Annotated in this window: 19 protein-coding genes and 1 other RNA gene; 5 read left to right on the forward strand and 15 right to left on the reverse strand. The window is 70.8% G+C overall.

Annotation, left to right across the window (positions count from 1 at the left end; translation table 11 throughout):
• Positions 1-65: 65 nt before the first annotated feature.
• The 8 genes from murI to selD all read right to left on the reverse strand — a co-directional run bounded on the left by murI (position 66) and on the right by selD (position 6,791).
• Positions 66-875 (reverse strand): glutamate racemase, encoded by an 810-nt coding sequence (gene murI / locus VM840_08150; protein HVL81547.1) that lies wholly within the window; start codon positions 873-875, stop codon positions 66-68.
• Positions 869-1,798 (reverse strand): cysteine synthase family protein, encoded by a 930-nt coding sequence (locus tag VM840_08155; protein ID HVL81548.1) that lies wholly within the window; start codon positions 1,796-1,798, stop codon positions 869-871. Before VM840_08155 ends, murI begins: the two co-directional genes overlap by 7 nt.
• A gap of 4 nt (positions 1,799-1,802) precedes the next feature.
• Entirely contained in the window at positions 1,803-2,078 is a 276-nt protein-coding gene (locus VM840_08160) for a MoaD/ThiS family protein (protein ID HVL81549.1), read from the reverse strand.
• Positions 2,075-2,887: a molybdopterin-synthase adenylyltransferase MoeB gene (gene moeB, locus VM840_08165; GenBank protein ID HVL81550.1), complete on the reverse strand. Its 813-nt coding sequence runs from the start codon at positions 2,885-2,887 to the stop codon at positions 2,075-2,077. Before moeB ends, VM840_08160 begins: the two co-directional genes overlap by 4 nt.
• Positions 2,884-3,285 (reverse strand): M67 family metallopeptidase, encoded by a 402-nt coding sequence (locus VM840_08170; GenBank protein ID HVL81551.1) that lies wholly within the window; start codon positions 3,283-3,285, stop codon positions 2,884-2,886. Before VM840_08170 ends, moeB begins: the two co-directional genes overlap by 4 nt.
• A gap of 69 nt (positions 3,286-3,354) precedes the next feature.
• Positions 3,355-4,809, reverse strand: coding sequence for an AMP-binding protein (locus VM840_08175; GenBank protein HVL81552.1), 1,455 nt, complete (start codon positions 4,807-4,809; stop codon positions 3,355-3,357).
• Between the two features lie 39 nt (positions 4,810-4,848).
• Positions 4,849-5,766, reverse strand: a complete 918-nt coding sequence (locus tag VM840_08180) for a cysteine synthase family protein (GenBank protein ID HVL81553.1) — start codon at positions 5,764-5,766, stop codon at positions 4,849-4,851.
• Entirely contained in the window at positions 5,763-6,791 is a 1,029-nt protein-coding gene (gene selD / locus VM840_08185) for a selenide, water dikinase SelD (protein HVL81554.1), read from the reverse strand. The genes VM840_08180 and selD overlap by 4 nt, the downstream gene beginning before the upstream one ends.
• A 111-nt stretch (positions 6,792-6,902) precedes the next feature.
• Here selD and VM840_08190 point away from each other — a divergent pair, with 111 nt between their 5' ends.
• From VM840_08190 to VM840_08205, 4 genes are read left to right on the forward strand one after another with little or no spacing between them, the layout of a single operon-like run.
• On the forward strand, positions 6,903-7,898 hold the full coding sequence (locus VM840_08190; protein HVL81555.1) for a D-Ala-D-Ala carboxypeptidase family metallohydrolase: 996 nt from the start codon (positions 6,903-6,905) through the stop codon (positions 7,896-7,898).
• Positions 7,891-8,994 (forward strand): hypothetical protein, encoded by a 1,104-nt coding sequence (locus tag VM840_08195; GenBank protein HVL81556.1) that lies wholly within the window; start codon positions 7,891-7,893, stop codon positions 8,992-8,994. The genes VM840_08190 and VM840_08195 overlap by 8 nt, the downstream gene beginning before the upstream one ends.
• Entirely contained in the window at positions 8,994-9,752 is a 759-nt protein-coding gene (locus VM840_08200) for a hypothetical protein (protein HVL81557.1), read from the forward strand. The genes VM840_08195 and VM840_08200 overlap by 1 nt, the downstream gene beginning before the upstream one ends.
• Positions 9,753-9,765: 13 nt before the next feature.
• Positions 9,766-10,179: a hypothetical protein gene (locus VM840_08205; GenBank protein HVL81558.1), complete on the forward strand. Its 414-nt coding sequence runs from the start codon at positions 9,766-9,768 to the stop codon at positions 10,177-10,179.
• A 50-nt stretch (positions 10,180-10,229) separates the two neighbouring features.
• Here VM840_08205 and VM840_08210 read toward each other — a convergent pair whose 3' ends face one another.
• Positions 10,230-11,282 carry a ribonucleotide-diphosphate reductase subunit beta gene (locus VM840_08210; GenBank protein HVL81559.1) on the reverse strand — a complete coding sequence of 351 codons (1,053 nt, stop codon included), beginning with the start codon at positions 11,280-11,282 and terminating at the stop codon, positions 10,230-10,232.
• Between the two features lie 91 nt (positions 11,283-11,373).
• On the opposite strand from VM840_08210, the gene VM840_08215 reads away from it, so the two are divergent.
• Positions 11,374-12,000: an HAD family phosphatase gene (locus tag VM840_08215; GenBank protein ID HVL81560.1), complete on the forward strand. Its 627-nt coding sequence runs from the start codon at positions 11,374-11,376 to the stop codon at positions 11,998-12,000.
• 2 nt (positions 12,001-12,002) lie between these two features.
• Here VM840_08215 and VM840_08220 read toward each other — a convergent pair whose 3' ends face one another.
• From VM840_08220 to VM840_08245, 6 genes are all read right to left on the reverse strand, one after another.
• The gene (locus VM840_08220; GenBank protein HVL81561.1) at positions 12,003-13,067 is read right to left on the reverse strand and encodes a hypothetical protein; all 1,065 of its coding nucleotides are present in this window, start codon (positions 13,065-13,067) and stop codon (positions 12,003-12,005) included.
• A gap of 2 nt (positions 13,068-13,069) precedes the next feature.
• On the reverse strand, positions 13,070-14,926 hold the full coding sequence (locus tag VM840_08225) for a galactose oxidase early set domain-containing protein (protein HVL81562.1): 1,857 nt from the start codon (positions 14,924-14,926) through the stop codon (positions 13,070-13,072).
• A gap of 68 nt (positions 14,927-14,994) precedes the next feature.
• A complete protein-coding gene (locus VM840_08230; protein HVL81563.1) occupies positions 14,995-15,711 on the reverse strand; it encodes a sulfite exporter TauE/SafE family protein in 717 nt (238 codons plus the stop codon).
• Positions 15,712-15,757: 46 nt separating this feature from the next.
• Positions 15,758-16,109: a transfer-messenger RNA gene (gene ssrA / locus VM840_08235) on the reverse strand.
• A 31-nt stretch (positions 16,110-16,140) separates the two neighbouring features.
• Entirely contained in the window at positions 16,141-16,605 is a 465-nt protein-coding gene (gene smpB / locus VM840_08240; GenBank protein HVL81564.1) for an SsrA-binding protein SmpB, read from the reverse strand.
• A 1-nt stretch (position 16,606) separates the two neighbouring features.
• Positions 16,607-16,797, reverse strand: a 191-nt coding sequence (locus tag VM840_08245; GenBank protein HVL81565.1) for a S41 family peptidase, incomplete at its 5' end; no start/stop codon positions are given.

Consider the following 16,797-nt stretch of genomic DNA (forward strand, 5'->3'; position numbering starts at 1 on the left):
GTTACGCGCATGCGACCTCCCGGCCGTCCCCCGCCGGCCACCCCTGTAGAGCGACAAGCGTAGCGCTAACCGAGTGGATGTCGTTTGACCGTGGCGATCTCGGGTCCCAGGAACCGGTGCCCGAGACGTTGGAACTCGTGCTCGTCACCGGACGTCCGGAACTCGTACGAGGCCTCGGCGTTCGCCGAGAGCATGTCGTTGGCCACGAGGACGGTGTAGACGTCCTTGGCGGTCTCCTCGGCCGACGACACGAGCAGGACGTCCGGACCCATCACGTACTGGATGGTGGCCGAGAGCAGCGGGTAGTGCGTGCATCCGAGTATCAGCGTGTCCACCCCGGCCCTCTTCATGGGCTCGAGGTAGTTCCTGGCCGCCTCCATCACCTGGGGGCCCGTCGTCTCGCCCGTCTCGACGAAGCGCACGAAGTCCGGACACGCCTCCGACACGACCTCGACGGGCCGGCGGGTCAGCGCGATCGCCTCCTCGTACTGTCCGGACTCGATCGTGGCGGGGGTCCCGATGACACCGATGCGGCCGTTCCGGGTGAGCCGGACCGCGGTCTGGGCGGGCGGGTTGATCACCGTCACGAGCGGGACGGGCAGCTTCGGACGCCCGAGCCTCCACAGGGCCGACGACGCGGAGTTGCAGCCGACCACCACCAGCTTCACGCCGTCGGCCAGCAGGTGGTCGATGATCTCGGTGGCGTACCGGTGGACGTCGGCCAGGGGCTTCGTGCCGTAGGGGTACCGGCCGTTGTCCCCGTAGTACACGATCGACTCGCGCGGGAGGTGGTCGATCACCGCTCGGGCGACGGTCAGGCCGCCGAGGCCCGAGTCGAAGATGCCGATCGGGCGGGACGGGTCCGTCGTCACCACCAGATCTGTCCCTCGAGCCGGCGCGACACCTCGTCGGGATCGGCGCTGTGCACGCCGGTGGACATGTACCTCCACCCCCCGTCCGCGAGGAGCACCACGACGGACCTGGTCTTCAACGAGTCGACCGCTCGCAGGGCCGCATGGACGGCGGCGCCGCCCGAGATGCCGGCGAAGATCCCCTCGCGCTCGAACAGCGTCCGGGTCATCCGGAAGGCATCGAAGGATCCGACCATGAACTTGCGGTCGATGACGGACACGTCGAGGATCGGGGGGATGTAGCCCTCCTCGAGGGAGCGCAGACCCTGGACCAGGTCCCCCGCGGGGGGCTCGGCCGCAACCACCTTGATGGCGGGGTCGTGTGCCTTCAGCGCCCGCCCGACCCCGGTCAGGGTGCCGCCGGTTCCGAGCCCGGCGACGAACATGTCCACATCGGGCAGGTCGCGCAGGATCTCGGCCGCCGTACCCTGCTCGTGCGCGCGCGGGTTCGCCGCGTTCTCGTACTGGTTCAGCATCAGGTACTTCGGGTCGCGGGCCATCTCCTCGGCCACCCGTATCGCCCCGTTCGTGCCCTGGTCCCCCGGGGACAGATGGATCTCGGCGCCGTAGATGCTCAACAGCTCCCGCCGCTCGGAGGAGGCCGACTCCGGCATCACGACCGCCAGCCGCAGCCCCTTCAGGCGGGCGACGAGCGCGAGGGCGATCCCGGTGTTCCCCGAGGACGGCTCGAGCAGGACCCGGTCCTCCTCCAGGGCGCCGTCGGCCTCCGCGGCCTCGATCATGGCGAGCGCGATGCGGTCCTTCACGGACCCGGTGGGGTTCTGTCCCTCCAGCTTCACGTAGACGCGGGAGCCGGCTGGGGAGAGCTCCCGCAGCTCGACGAGTGGCGTGTCCCCGATCGTGTCGAGGATGGAAGGGTGCCGCACGGGGTCAGCCTCCCGCCACGGCGGGCAGGACACTGACCGTATCGCCGTCCTTGAGCGGGGTCTGCAGCGATTCGAGGAACCGAACGTCCTCGTCGTTCACGTACACGTTGATGAACCGGTGGAGCGCGCCGTCCTCGGAGACGACGGCGGCCCGGAACCCGGGATGCCGTGCGTCGATGTCGTCGATCACCTGCGCCAGCGTCGTCCCGCTGGCCTGGACCGTGGCTTGGTCACCCGTGTGCTTCCTGAGAACGGTAGGGATACGGACCTGGATGCTCATGTGTTCACCCCGCAGAAGTGTTCGTAGTCGATGAGGGAAGTGATGCTCGGCTCGGGTCCACAGAGCGGACATCGCTCGTCGCGGACGACCCGGACCTTCGTGAACGACATCTCGAGCGCGTCGTAGAGCAGGAGGGAGCCGACGAGCGGCCGGCCGATGCCCGTGAGGACCTTGATGGCCTCGGTCGCCTGTATGCAGCCGACCACGCCGGCGAGCACCCCGAACACGCCTGCCTGGGCGCAGTTCGGGACCGACCCGGGGGGAGGCGGGTTCGGGAAGAGGCAGCGGTAGCAGGGGGAAACGTCGACGCGTGGATCGAAGACGGTGACCTGCCCCTCGAACTGGAAGATGGCACCGGTCACGAGCGGTAGACCGCCCATCCGCGCGGCGTCGTTGGCGAGGTATCGGGTAGGGAAGTTGTCCGACCCGTCCACCACCAGGTCGTATCCGGCGAGGATGTCCATCGCGTTGCCGGACCCCAGTCGCACGAGGTGGGTCCGGACCTCCACCTCCGGGTTGACGTGGGCGATCGTGTCCCGTCCGGACTCGACCTTGGGCCGCCCGATATCGGACGTCCCGTGCAGGATCTGTCGCTGGAGGTTCGTCAGCTCGACAAGGTCGTCGTCGACGAGGCCGAGCGTCCCCACCCCCGCGGCGGCGAGGTAGAGCGCGACCGGGGAGCCGAGACCGCCCGCGCCCACCACGAGCACCTTCGAGTCCATGAGGCGGCGCTGCCCCTCGCCTCCCACCTCGGGGAGGATGATGTGGCGGGCGTACCGGTGGACCTGCTCCTCGCTGAGGTCCCTCATGCGAGCTCCAGCTCGATCTCCTCGCGAACGGCCTGGTCGACTATCCGCCAAGCCCTAACGACCGGGGCGGCCGGGTCGGCGAACGAGACGATCACGTACGCGGCCTCGGGGTAGTAGGCCCAATCCTCGTCCGTCTTCGAGGGGTAGGCCGGTGAGCGCGTGTGCGAGTGATAGATGCCCACCAGCTCCAGACCCTCCTCTTCCATCTCGCGGAACACCTGGAGCTGCTCCTTCGGGTCCATCCGGTACAGGACCGGCGAGCGCTCGGCGTTGGTCATCTGGAACAACCGCGTCACCTCGCCGTCTCTTCCCGCCAGCAGGCCGCACGCCTCGTTGGGCATCTCGGCCCGGCACTGGGCGATCATGGCGTCGGCGAGGGTCCTGGGGATACGCAGCATGGGTCTTCCGCTCTAAGAACAACCGGCACCATGATAGAGGCGACCCATGGCGGGAGGAGGTTCGAACTCCTACCCCTCGGGTGGGAGTTCCGGCAGCCGGGCGTCCCGGAGGGCAGCCCTGCGGATCTTCCCCGCGTCGTCGCGCAAGGGCTCCGCTGTGCGCTCGAAGGTCTCGGGGATCTTGTAGGAGACGAGCCGCTCGGCCAGGAAGGACCGCAGCTCGTCGTCGCCCACCTCCCCCTCCGTCTGCACGATGGCGTGGACGCGCTGGCCCAGATCCGGGTCGGGGAGGCCGATGACCGCCGCGCCCGCGACCCTCGGGTGCTCTCCCAGGGCCGCCTCCACCTCCGCGGGGTACACGTTGGCGCCGCCCCGCAGGATCAGGTCCGTCCGGCGGTCGGCGAGGTACAGGTACCCGTCCTCGTCGAGCCAGCCCATGTCCCCGATCGTCTCCCAGCCGTCGCGCTCGACCGGGTCGGCCCCCACGTACCGGTAGGTCGGACGCGACGGGTCCGGGCCCCGCATGAACACCTCCCCCACCTCCCCAGCGGGCAGCTCGTCGCCGTCCGGTCCCCGGACGCTGATGTCCCCCACTATCGGACGTCCCACCGAGCCTCGGTGCACGAGCCACTCCGTGCCGCTGATGATGGTTACTCCCTGTGCCTCGGTGCCGGCGTAGAGCTCCCAGACCCGGTCGGGACCGAGCCAGGTGATCCAGGCCTCCTTCACCCAGGGCGGACAGGGAGCCGCTCCGTGCCAGACCCGCTGAAGGGCGGACACGTCGTAGCGCGCATGGTCGGGGAGACGGGAGATCCGGCCCATCATGGTCGGGACCATCCACGCCCAGTCGGCGCGGTGCCTCTCGGCCAGATCGAGCCAGCCCGCGGCGTCGAACCTCTCCATCACGACGAGGTGGTTGCCGGAGAACAGCCCGAGCGACGAGAACATGAACGGCGCGTTGTGGTACAGGGGGCCCGCCACGAGCTGCGTGCCGTCGGGGACGATGCCGAAGACGGCGCAGACGATCGGCTGGGTGAGTCCGGGAGCTCCCGACTCGATGATCTTCGGCCGGCCGGTGCTCCCGCCCGAGGTGGGCGCCTTCCACGACCTGCCCACGCGCTCAGGGAGCGGGTCGTCAGGCAGGGACGGGTCCGGTTCGTGACCCGGCGGGAGCGTCGGTCCGGTGTGGGTGCCGTCCGGGAGCCCGACGACGAGCGCGGGCTCGGCCAGGTCCAGGATCGCCTCCCGCTCGGCTCGGGGCAGCCGCGATGAGATCGGCTGCGGGATCGCTCCGAGCTTCCAGGCGGCGACCGCCGCCTCGAAGAAGGAGATCGAGTTGGGGAGGGCGATGGCCACGTAGTCGTCGGTCCGGACGCCGAGCCGCTCGTAGGCCCGGGCGAGCCGGTTCGTCCGGCTCGCGAGCTCGGCCCGGGTGACCGTCCGGGGCCCGCAGGTGATCGCGGGCATGTCCGGCGCCTCGGCGGCCAGCCGGTCGAGGGCCTGCCCGATGGGCATCTCGTCCATCGCCGTATGCTCCCACGACGGCGAAAGGACGGTCTCCGGTCAGGGCGGCCCGATCAGGACGTCGACGTTGCGCTCCCCCCAGTCGGCCGCGATGCCCACCACCCGTCTCCCCGCTCCCAGTCGGCGAGCGAGAGCGCGAGCAGCCATGAGGACGGCACCCGTGGAGGGGCCGAAGAAGAACCCCGCGTGCCGTCCCAGCTCCCGGACCGCCTCGTGCGCCTCCCACCACGGCACCGGATAGACCTCGTCGACGAGCTCGCGCCGGAACAGCTGCGGGACGAAGCCGGCTCCCATCCCCGGGATCCGGTGCTCGCCGGGTCGACCCCCGGAGAGCACCGCGGACTCCGCCGGCTCGACGGCGGTCGTGACGCACGAGGGGTTGCGTTCCTTCAGTACGGCCGCGCAGCCGGAGAGCGTGGCTCCCGTCCCGACGCCGGCCACGAACCCGTCGACCCCTCCGTCGCACTGGGTCCAGATCTCCTCGCCGGTGGCGTGATGCGCGGACACGGCGGCCGGGTTCGAGAACTGGTGCAGGACCACCGCCCCTTCTCGGGCGAGCCGGTCGGCGTGGCGGATCGCGCCCGACATCCGCTCCGCGGGGTCGGTCAGGATGAGCTCGACGCCGAGGATCTCGAGGTTGGCCCTCCGCGGGGCAGGCATGTCCTCGGGAGCCACCACCACGACCCGGTACCCCTTCGCCCGACCGATCACCGCGAGGGCCGTCGCGGTGTTCCCGGTGGAAGCCTCGACGATCGCCGCCCCCGGCCGGAGGAGCCCGCGCCGCTCGGCGTCGGCGATCATCGCGAGGACCGCGCGGTCCTTTATCGAGCCCGACGGGTTGTCTCCCTCGACCTTCAGGCAGATCTCGGCGCAGCCATCCTCCGCGCCGAGCGTGATCATGACGGAGCCACCGACGAACTCCAGGACGTCGCTCGCGATCGGCGGAGGCGTGGTCAAGCGTCGACCTCGATGGTGCCGGGGGGGCCTTCGACGATCCGCCCGATCAGGGATCCCACCCCGCGTGCGGCGAGCCCCTGGGCCACATCCTCAGGACAGGCCCCCAACAGGCCTCCTGACGTCTGAGCATCGGCGAGCAGGACCTCGACCGACCGAGGGACCTCGCCGAGCCGGAGGTGAGGGCGCACGGCCTCCAGGTTGCGCGAGGTCCCGCCGGGCACGGCCCCGGCCTCGGCCAGCTCGGCGGCGTGTGGGAGGAGCGGGACGGCTCCAGCTTCGATCGTGGCCGCCGTCCCGGACGCCTTCATCATCCGATGGAGATGACCGAGGAGCCCGAAGCCGGTCACGTCCGTGCAGGCCCGGACACCCTCGCGGACGAACGCCTCGGCCGCCGCTGCGTTGAGCGTCGTCATCGAGTCGACCGCGGAATCGACCGCGCCCGAGGGCGCCATATCCCTCTTCAGAGCGGTCGTGACGATACCGGTGCCTATGGGCTTCGTGAGGATGAGCACGTCCCCGGGCACGGCCCCATCGAGCCGCATCGCCCGCTCGGGATCGACGAACCCGACCACGCACATCCCGTACTTGGGCTCCGGGTCGTCCACCGTATGCCCCCCGACGATGACCGTCCCGGCGCCCGCGGCCGCGTCCGCCCCGCCGCGCAGCACGTCCGCGAGCAGGCTGAGCGGCAGGGTCTCGCGCGGCCACCCGACCAGGTTGAGAGCCCATGCCGGGCGGCCTCCCATCGCGTAGACGTCGGAGAGGGCGTTGCACGCCGCGATGCGGCCCCAGTCGTAGGCGTCGTCCACTACGGGGGTGAAGAAGTCCGTCGTGAGGACGAGCGCGTCCGACCCACCCGTCCGCAGGACCGCTGCGTCGTCCGCTTCGTCGAGCCCGACGAGGACGCTGGGGTCGGCGGGGTGGGAGCCGAAGGCACGGAGGACCTCACCTAGGTCCTCGAGTCCGAGCTTGCACGCTCAACCCGCGCCGTGCGAGTAGGCGGTGAGCCTGATCGCCTCCGTCATGTCACCCCCTCTCCTCGTGGGGGGCCAGTGTAAGGGGGCCAGGTGTCGGCCCCCGGTGCTACCTTGCAGGAGCCTTCCCCGCGGCCTTCCCCACGGCTCGCAGGAGGCACCATGACAACCTCGCGCCATGCATACCGTTGCCTCGGGGCGCTCGCCATCTCCGCGCTTCTCGTCTCGGCAGCGGTGATCACCCCGGCACCCGAGGCGCTCGCGTCTACCTTCGGCTCCCGCACGCTCGCACGCGGGAGCTCCGGCGCTGATGTGCTCGAGCTGCAGATCCGGGTGGCCGGTTGGTACTCGAACTGCGCCGGCGTCCCGTGCCACGAGCACTTCCCGCTCGACTCGAGCTTCGGGACGAAGACGGAGCGGGCGGTGAAGAACTTCCAGAAGGCGTACGGCCTCCCGATCGACGGCCGAGCCGACGGCGACGACTTCGACAAGCTGAAGGGGCTCGAACGTTCCGACGGGTCCACGCTGCACTTCTCGTGGAGCGAGTTCCATGAGAAGAAGGGCACGAGATGCTCCACCTCCAACGCAGGGACGTTCAACGGCGGGCGGGTCGACGCCAAGACCGTCCGGGAGAACGTGCGGAGGCTGATGTATCGGCTGGAGGTCCTTCGCCACAGGCGGGTCAGCCCCGTCTACATCGGGTCGGGCTTCCGGTCCGTGAACTACAACTCCTGCGTGAAGGGGGCCTCCCAGAGCCAGCACATGTACGGAACAGCGATGGACGGGAAGATGAAGCACGTCCACCAGGGCCACATGCGCGGGTTGGCCAAGACGTCCGAGTTCCACGGCATCTTCTGCTACGACGACCCCCACAACCACCTGGACATCCGCAAGGACAACCCGGCCACCGGAGGCGGCTTCGTCTGGCCGTCGACGGACCCGTCCGGTCGGGACAGGACCGCGAAGGGCGGCATCTGCTACGGCGGGTACAGCAGCCCGCCCACGACGGGCAACCACCCACCGGCCGAGGGTCCCTCGCTCGCCGAGGTCTCGGTGAGGCTGGAGGACTCGGCGACGGACGGGACCGACGTGGAGGACCCGGAGGGAGCCGCGATGCGGGACGGGCCCGAGGACGTCTGGATGAGCGAGGATGAGTGACGCCCTGCATAGGACCCGGGTGCACAGGGCCGCGGCGGCGGTCCTGTGCACGGCGGCCCTACTACCGAGCGCGTGCACGGGGGGCGGGCCGACCGGGGGCATCGACCCGGCGGCGGACGCGGCCGCCCGTCCGGTCTCGGCGCAGGCGGGGGCGATCCTGTTCACCCGGGACCTGGCCACGGGAGGACAGCTCCTAGCCTCCCGGGGCCCTACGGGACAGATCGAGCGGATCCGACGGCTGGCTCCCAACGAACGTGTCTCCAGCAGCGGCGGACTGCTCCTCGTGACCACGGACCGTCGGCCCGAGCTCGGTCAGGGACACTTCGAGGCGGACCCGCACGTCACGATCCACGACGGGCGAGGTCGGCCGATCCTCGATCTCGGGAGAGCCGTCGCGGCGGACGTCGAGGCCGGCGGGCGAAGGGTCGTCTACGCCACGCCCTCGGCCGTGCATACGTGCGCGCCCGACGAGGAAGGGTGTGCGGGCGTGTCCGCCACCATCTCGGTGCGGGAGCTCGGCGGGGAACACGACCCGGTGGAGCTCGGGTCGTGGGACGACGTCCTCGGCGTGCGATGGGGAGAGAAGGACGCGGTCCTCCTCGAGCGCTCCCGGGAGAACCTGCTGGTGCGCATGGGGGCTGCGGCTGTCCAGGGACCCCCCGGGAAGATCCTGCAGACGATCCCTCGCTCGGGACAGGTCCTCACCGCACAGCGCGGGCACCGGGTCCTGACCCTCGCGCACGCCGACGGACGCGTCCTGTGGGAGACCGACTACATGCCCGCCCGTGCGGACGGCCGCGTCTCCCCGGACGGTTCTCGGCTGATCGTCCAGGAGACACGCGCCAGGGACGGAGGCGACGCCGAGACCCGGCTGAGCATCGTGACCCCCGGGCGTGCGCCGCACCATCTCGAGGAGGGACGGGCTGACGGGGAGCTCCACTGGACGCCCGACGGAAGCGTCTACACGTACCGCCGGACCTCGCCCCGCGGCGGGTTCGAACTCGTGGCGTGTCGAGCCTCCGACGACCGGTGCCATCCCGTCTGGGCGTGGCGGGAGCCGATACAGATCATCCACCTGATGGGGAGGGGAACATGATGAAGACGCTAGCGCGACTGGTCCTGGCGCTCTGCATGGCGGCGTCCTTCGCGACGCCGGTCGCGGCGGACGCGATGAGGATCCACACGGTCTCGGCTCCCGGGCTCACCTGGCTCCCGGAGCCGCCGGGACCGACGCCGACGGCTGCGGTCAGATGCTCGGATGCCACCTGGGGCCGCCTCGCGGACCGGTTCACGGTGGCCGGGATGCCAGCGCTGCAGAGGATGGAGCTGGTGACCGGCGGCATGCCGGCGAACCTGGATGCCTCCGCGGTGTGGAGCGCCCTGAGCCAGGCCGGCCGGACCTGGAACGACGAGGCCAACGATTGCGGGCGGCCGGACCGGTCCGGGTTCGGGTTCTGGCTCGCCGGCGCGCGGACCGCGATGTCCACGATCACCTACGACGGCGTGAACACGGTCCGGTTCTCGTCGAACCTGTGCGAGCAGAGGACCCACGTCGCCTGCATCCTGCTGCAGAGCGACCCCGAGACCGGGAAGCCCCAGGGGTGGGACATCGTCCTGGACCCCCTGTACCCGTGGGGGACGTCGGCCGGACCCTGGCTTGACCTCCGAGCGGTCCTCACACACGAGCTCGGACATGCGATCGGGCTCGCCGACCAGGGAAGATCGGCCACGACGTGCGATCCCCGGAGGGCGTCCCTCACGATGTTCTCGTGCACGTGGCCGGGGGACACGGTCAAGCGCACGCTAGCGTTGGGAGACGCCTTGGGGGTAGAGGGGGTGAGCAGCGGTGCGTAGGACGCTCGTTCTGATGGCCGCGGTGACGGTGGTCGCGCTGCAGCCGGTCGCGCCGGCGGTCGCCGCAGACGCGGGGAACGCACGGGTGGAGCTGGTCTCCGTAGAACCGGCCGCGCCGGCGGCCGGGGAAGAGGTGACCTTCACGTGGCGGGTGTCCGACCCGGACCCGTTCGCAGTCATGGTCGAGTTCGACCTGCACTACGGCGACGGACCGCATACCCGGCCCCCCGGGGGCGTCTCGCTGCCGTGCTCGGAGGTCGTCCATGCCGCCGGCCTCGAGCACACCTTCAAGACCTTCCACCGCTATCGCTCTCCCGGGGCCCACGAGGGACGGGTGACCATCACGACGCAGCAGATGGTCTGCGGGGCGCCGCTCGGACAGCGGGAGACATCCCCGACGGTGGCGTTCGTGGTCCAGGTCCACTGAGCACTAGGGCGGCCCCCACCGATCGGTGGGGGCCGCCCGATCGCTCGATCTCAGGACGCCTGGCGGTCGTACCAGCGAACGGGATGCTCCTCGCCGTGGCGCTGCTCGTACTCGGTGACGCAGGCGTCGTAGGTCCGGTTCCCGACCTGCTCCACGTGCCGGATGAACCCGTCCGAGAGCCCGATGACCCGGAGACGCTTCGTGAGCGAGAAGAGCGAGAACTCCATGACCTCGCGCGGGTTGATGCGCAGGTCCTCCGGGATCATCGACGGGTCGTTGATCGCGAACTTGCGGTCGGGGGCGATGATCGTCCAGCAGGCCGGTTCGATGAGGGAGTCGATGACCGACTCGATGTTCGGCGCGTACCCGTCCGCCACGGCGTCACGAGCGGTCCCCACGCCGTAGTTGACGTGCCGGGACTCGTCGCGGGTCACGGCGGTGAACCCGGCGTAGAAACCGGGCAGGATCCCGATCCGGCGGATCGTCCGCAGCGAGAACTTCTGGCCCGTCAGGGCGAGCATCCCCTCGATGATGAGGTGGTAGCAGGTCACGCCCTCTACGAACGCGGCGTGGTCGGTGGGGTTCAGGCGGACGCGGTCCATGATGTCGACGAGCTGGTGGTCGAAGATCCGCTGGAAGCCGGAGACCGCCTCGGGCCGGACCGCCTCCAGGGCCCCGTGCAGGCCCCCCGAGACGCCGATCACGTCCTCGAAGAACCTCTGGAAGAACCGGGCGTGTCGGGCTTCGTCCACGATCTGCGTCGATAGGAAGATCCTGTCGTCCTCGGTCGGGGCGCCGAGGATCAGAGGAGCGAGCGTGTCCGTCACCGCCTGCTCACCGATGAAGAAGAGGGTCATCGTGTTCTGGAGAGCCTCCCGGATCGGCTCGAACAGGTTCTGCCAGTCCTCCCTGTCCTTCGTGAAGTCGAGGTCCTGGACGGCCCACTGCTGCTTCTCCCAGCGGTCGTACAGGTCCATCGCCGACGGCCGCGCCTGCATCATGTGGTCCATCTGCTTGTAGACGTCGTCGACGTCGACCTTGCGCAGGCCCTCGACGTCCGCCTCGTCCACGGCCCGGACGACTTCCTCGATCGGTCGCACCATCTCGACCCTCCCTGATCAATGGAGCCCGACGCGGCCAGTGTACGCAACAGTGCATTTGCCGTATCGGCGGAGTGACTGGTGAGATGCACCGATGACCCCCCGCGCCCTCGTCGTGGACTTCGGCGGCGTCCTCACCCCGTCCGTGCGGGAGTCATACACCGCCTTCTGCGAGTCGGAGGGCATCGACCCCCAGCGGTTCCGCGCGGTGATCCGCGAGGCGTACCGAGGGGGCGGGGACGACCATGCGCTGGTCGCGGTCGAGCTCGGGCTCATCACCCGGGAGCAGTTCGAGGAGCGCCTCGCGGCCCTGCTCTCCGACGGGCTGGCACAGCCCATCGACCCCAGCGGTCTGACCCTGAGGATCTTCGGGGCCCCCTATCCGGTCCCGGAGATGCTCGAGGTGGTGGGGCGGGTCCGGGAGACGGGTGCGGCCACCGCGATGCTCTCCAACTCGCTCGGAGACATCGAGTACCCCCCGGAGGTCGTCTCGCTCTTCGACGAGGTGGTGCTCTCGGGCCGGGTCGGCCTGCGCAAGCCGGACCCGCGCATCTTCGAGCACACGCTCGAGCTCCTCGGCGTCCGGGCCGCGGAGACGGTGTTCGTCGACGATGCCCGGCCCAACGTCGAAGCGGCTCGCGGGCTCGGCATGGAGGCGATCCTGCACGACCGGCCCGGAGAGACCGTCGCAAGTCTCAGGAAGCTCTTCCGACTGGACTGACCTCACCCGCGGCGACGGACGAGGAGCACTACGAGGGCCGCACCCGCCGCGGCGGCTCCCAGCGGCCACCACGGACCGGGGCCACGCCCCCGACCCTCACCCGGCGCGGGCGGCTCCCATCGGACCTCCCCCGCTATCGCGAGGGGCGCGTCGTCTACGGACCCCGGCGTCGACCACCTCAACACCACCCGCGGACGATCCCCGAGGTCGTAGCCGGCGTCTGGCTCGGGCAGCCTGGCCCGATACTCGAGCCAGGTCCAGACCGGCTGAGGCGAGACCCGCTCGAAGGCCGGGTCGGCGTACGGGTCGGCCTCCGGCGGGACATCCTGGATGACCTGGGCACCCGACATGTACCAGGTGGGCGAGCGCTTGTTGGCCCAGACACCGTCGGGACCGATCCTGAGGAAGGGCTCCCCGCTCAGACCTGCGAACCCGAGGGTCGAGCTGCCCGGGTAGCGCACGAACAGGGCGGGGACGGGTCCGTCGAGGACCCGCACCTCGAGGTCGGGAACGGCAGGGGTCACCCCGGACAGGCTCGCGGTCAGGTGACCGTGCAGACCCACCTCCTCCGTCCGGCCCTCGACCTTCAGACGTCGGTCGTCGACCTCGAGCACGATGCTCCATCCGCGCGACCGCTCTCCCGGGTCCAGCCTGGCTCGCGGGTCGAACCACCGCCACACCCCGGAGCCCCCGACCACAACCCATTCGGGCGGTCCCGCACCGCGGGGGCCGGAACCTCGGCCCAGGGGGTCGAGGGACCGATGGGCGAACGGCGATGCCCGGTTCATCTCGGCCCGGTCGCGCGCCACGCGGACGAAGGGGGCACCCGTGTCGTCGAGCACGGTGACGACCCGCTGGGTGGTGTTGGTGAGCTGGATCACGGGGGCGATCGACTGCAGGACCTCCACCTCGAGCCCGGGGAGGTCCGGGGCCTGCGTGATCGCTGCGCGTTGAGGGACCTCGTTGCCGTGCGCGGAGGCCGGCGGTGCGCCCGGACCGACCAGGGAGAGGAGAGCGGCGACCGCGCCCGTGAGCGCGGCCGCCGGCCTGATCTCCCCTCCCCCCAAGCTCAGGCGCCGGGCATCGGGTCCGATGTCGGGGTCGGATCGGTCTCCGGCCCGACCTTCACGATGCGCGCCTTCGACGGCACCCCCTCCTCCGAGAGGGCGAACAGGTAGTAGAAGCCGGGCGGCGCCACCGTCGAGGTGGGGGGCGCCGTGACCTCGAGCGCGCCGCCGTCCCCCTGCGTGAAGGAGAGCTCGACCGCGCGCATGTCGGCGTCGGTCACATGGGTCGTCGACGGGAGGCGGACGAGGACGACCTTCCCGACCCCGTCCCCGCTCTCGACGCCGAGGTCGAAGGTCGATCCCCAAGCGACCCCCGACTGGACGCCGGTGATCGCCGGCCGGGGACCCCGGTCGAGGTAGGGGGGCCGCAGGATCTCGAAGGACGGGTCCTTCAGGTTGTTGGACACCACTCCCGGGCTGGCGGCTCCGGTCGGGCCGTAGAAGCTGTTGAGGGGGGCGTGCCCCCCCACCAGCACGCTGCCGTCGGCGAGGAGGACGGCGGTGTTGTGATAGGTGCGCTCCCGGCGCGCCGACGCGAGGGGGGCCCACGTCTGCGTCGCCGGGTCCCACAGCTCGGCCTGACGGACCGCCGACTCGGTCTGGGGCATGATCACCTCGTCGCGATCGCCGCCGCTCACCGCGACGACGCTGCCGTCGGGGAGCAGGACGCCGCTCGAGTACCAGCGCGCGTTGTTGAGCGGCGCGGCGATCTCGCTGGTCGACTGGGTCCCCGCGTCCGTCTCCCGGACCGTGACGATCTCGGTCAGGTTGTTCGCCACGTACGAACCGGGGGTCACGCCCAGCGTGCCCCCGCCGATCAGGAACCGGGCGGCGGAGTAGCCGTTCTCCGGCGTGAGCGGGAGCATGACGGAGAAGACGCCGCTGCGCGGTCCGAAGGCGCCGATCCCCGTCACCTGCCAGGTGCTGTCCGGGTCGAGCGGGTCGTAGGCCTTCTGGACGGCCCAGAGCGCCTGGTCAACCGCCTGGCCGGCCGGGCTCCACATCTGGGCGGTGCCCGTGTAGAAGACCTTGCCGCTCGGCAGCAGGTGGAGGCGCGGGAAGAGAGGGAGCGACGTCGACCCGTTCGGGCCGGTCTCCCGCCACGTGCCGGTGCTTAGGTCGAGGATCTCGGTCTCGTGGACGTTCAGGCCCCGCTCGTTCGTGATCAGCTGCTCCACCCCCGACGCGACGAACATGTCGCCGGTCGGGAGGGTCAGCAGCGTCGGGTACCAGCGCCCGTAGTTCATGTTGGACGCTGCGGGCGCGTCCCATCCGTTCCCCACGGGATCGAAGAACCGGGTCGCGTTGCTCCCGTACACCTCGGAGACCCCGCGGGGGGCCGGCGTGCCGGTCCCGGACTCGAACGCGTCGACGAGCTGCGGGGCGCTCTCCTTCGTGTCGAGGGGGTCGTAACCCCACCGGGTGCCGCCGACCACGATGACCCGCCCATCCGACAGGATGCGGACGTCGGCGCAGAACATGTCGTCGCGCCCGCCATGAGGCACCGCCGGGACCGTCCACTCCGGCTCGAAGGGGTCGGACAGGTCGAGGACGCGGCTGTCGCTCGGGGTCGTGACGCGGGAGATGTCCACGGCCTGCGGGTAGGTACCGGTCTCGCTGCCCTGGAGGCCGTTCCAGTAGAGGACCCGGCCGTCCGGCAGGACCGCTGCGCTCGCCGCGGCCGGGATGACGGTCGACTCCTCCGGCGTCTGCGGCGGCCGCTCGGCGAACCGCGGGTCCTCCGCGAACGGGGAGCCCCAGCTGCCGGGGGCGCCGTCGTCGGCCTGCGGTGCGCCCGCGGGGACGGCGACGAGTCCGATCACGAGCGCGAGCGCGCCCAACCTCCTGCCACGACGCATACGTCCCCTCCTCACCCCAGTTGTGGTCCCGTGGTCGGAGTTCTCCGAGGGGCGCCCGATCCCTGCCTTCAGAGGATCTGGCGGACGAGCACGGCGACCGCGGACACCGCGCACAACCCGAGCACCGCCGGCCTCGTCCACCCCTTGTCCAACGCGGCCTTCGTGCGCGAGGAGACGGCGAACCCGACCAGCAGCCCGGGTATGAGGGCGGCGGACGCCTTCACCTGCTCGGGTCCGAATCGGCCGACGACCGCGAGAGTGACGAGCGACAGGGACGCGCCCACCACGAAGAACCCGGAGAGCGTTCCCCGGATGTCGGCTCCCGTCCGCCGCTGGTAGAGCAGGGCCATGGGTGGCCCGCCGATGGACGAGACCGTGCCCATGAGCCCGGACAACGCGCCCGCGCCCAGCAGCGTGGGCAGGGTCGGTTCGACCGACCAACCGCCTGCGCTCATGGCGACGCCGAGCAGGACCATGGCCGCCAGGATGACGACGAGGTCACGCTCGGGCAGCAGGGAGACCGCCGCGCCCCCGGCCAGCGTGCCCGGCACCCGCCCCACGAACGCCCACCTCACGCCGAACAGGTCGATGGTGGCCCGCTCCCTGTGCGCGATCAGGATCGTGAGCACCAGCGCAGCCACGAGCGCCGGACCGGGGACGAGGCCTGGGTCGATCGCCACCAGGACCGGGACCGCGACGAGGTTGAGACCGAACCCGAGCGAGCCCTGCACGGTCGCCCCGAGCGCGCAGACGGCGGACGCCGCGGCGAGCTCGACCAGGGTCATGTCGCTGTCCTAACACGCGAGAGGACCCGGCCGTGTGGCCGGGCCCTGGTGGAGGTGGGGGGAGTCGAACCCCCGTCCCGAAAGGCCGCCGCGAGGCTTCTCCGAGCGCAGCCCGCCGATGTATCTCGGCCCCCGCCCGCCGGCGGGCTACCTGCGGGGGCCCAGCCTCGGTGAGATCCGCCCGGCGGTCGAGGCCCCCCGCCGGGCTTGAGCCCGCTTATGACGTCGGACCCGGGGCCGCGGGCTTCCCCGGCCGACGGCTGCTAACCGTGGTTAGGCAGCGAGTGCGCCTGTGTCGGCAGTTATCTTTGTTTTCCCAGGTGTTTTACGAGGGTCCCGAGAACCTCGGCTCGCTTCCCTCGCGCCGGTGCCGTCCCGGTCGAAACCAGTTCACCCCCGTCGCGATGACCCATGATACCGCGGGCGTGCTCAACGGTCCCGCCGCCGCAGCTCCCTCTCGACCTCTCGCTTCGCGTCCCTCTCGGCGATCGCTTCGCGCCTGTCGTGCGCGCGCTTGCCCCGGCCGAGGCCTAGCTCCACCTTGGCCAGGCCGTGCGAGAAGTACACGCGCAGCGGCACGAGCGTGTACCCCTTCTGCCCGATCTTGACCTGGAGGCGCTCTATCTCGCCGCGCTTCAGCAGGAGCTTCCGGGGTCGTTCAGGAGGGAGCTGCTCGTGCGTCGACTGCGCCGAGTAGGGCGAGATCTGCATGCCCAGCAGCCACACCTCTCCGTCCTTGACGGCGCCGTAGGCGTCCCGGATGGTCGCCCGCGCCTCTCGCAGCGCCTTCACCTCGGCTCCCCGCAGGACGATCCCCGCCTCGTAGCGGTCCTCGATGGCGTAGTCGTGGAAGGCCTTCCGGTTCGAGACGACGGTCTTCTCGCCCTCGGCCACGTCAGTCGCCCGAGGAGGTCCGCAGGATCGCGCGCGCCCGGTCCAGGACGGGATCGCCGGGGCCCGACGCCACCGTGACGTCCGGACGGATGCCCACCCCGTCCACCCGCCTGCCCACGGGGGTGCGGAAGACGGCGGCCGTGAAGCGGATCGCCGACCCGTCCGACAGCGTGACGATCCTCTGGACGGAGC

The sequence above is a fragment of the Actinomycetota bacterium genome (genome assembly GCA_035540895.1).
In the GTDB taxonomy this organism is placed as follows: domain Bacteria; phylum Actinomycetota; class JAICYB01; order JAICYB01; family JAICYB01; genus DATLFR01.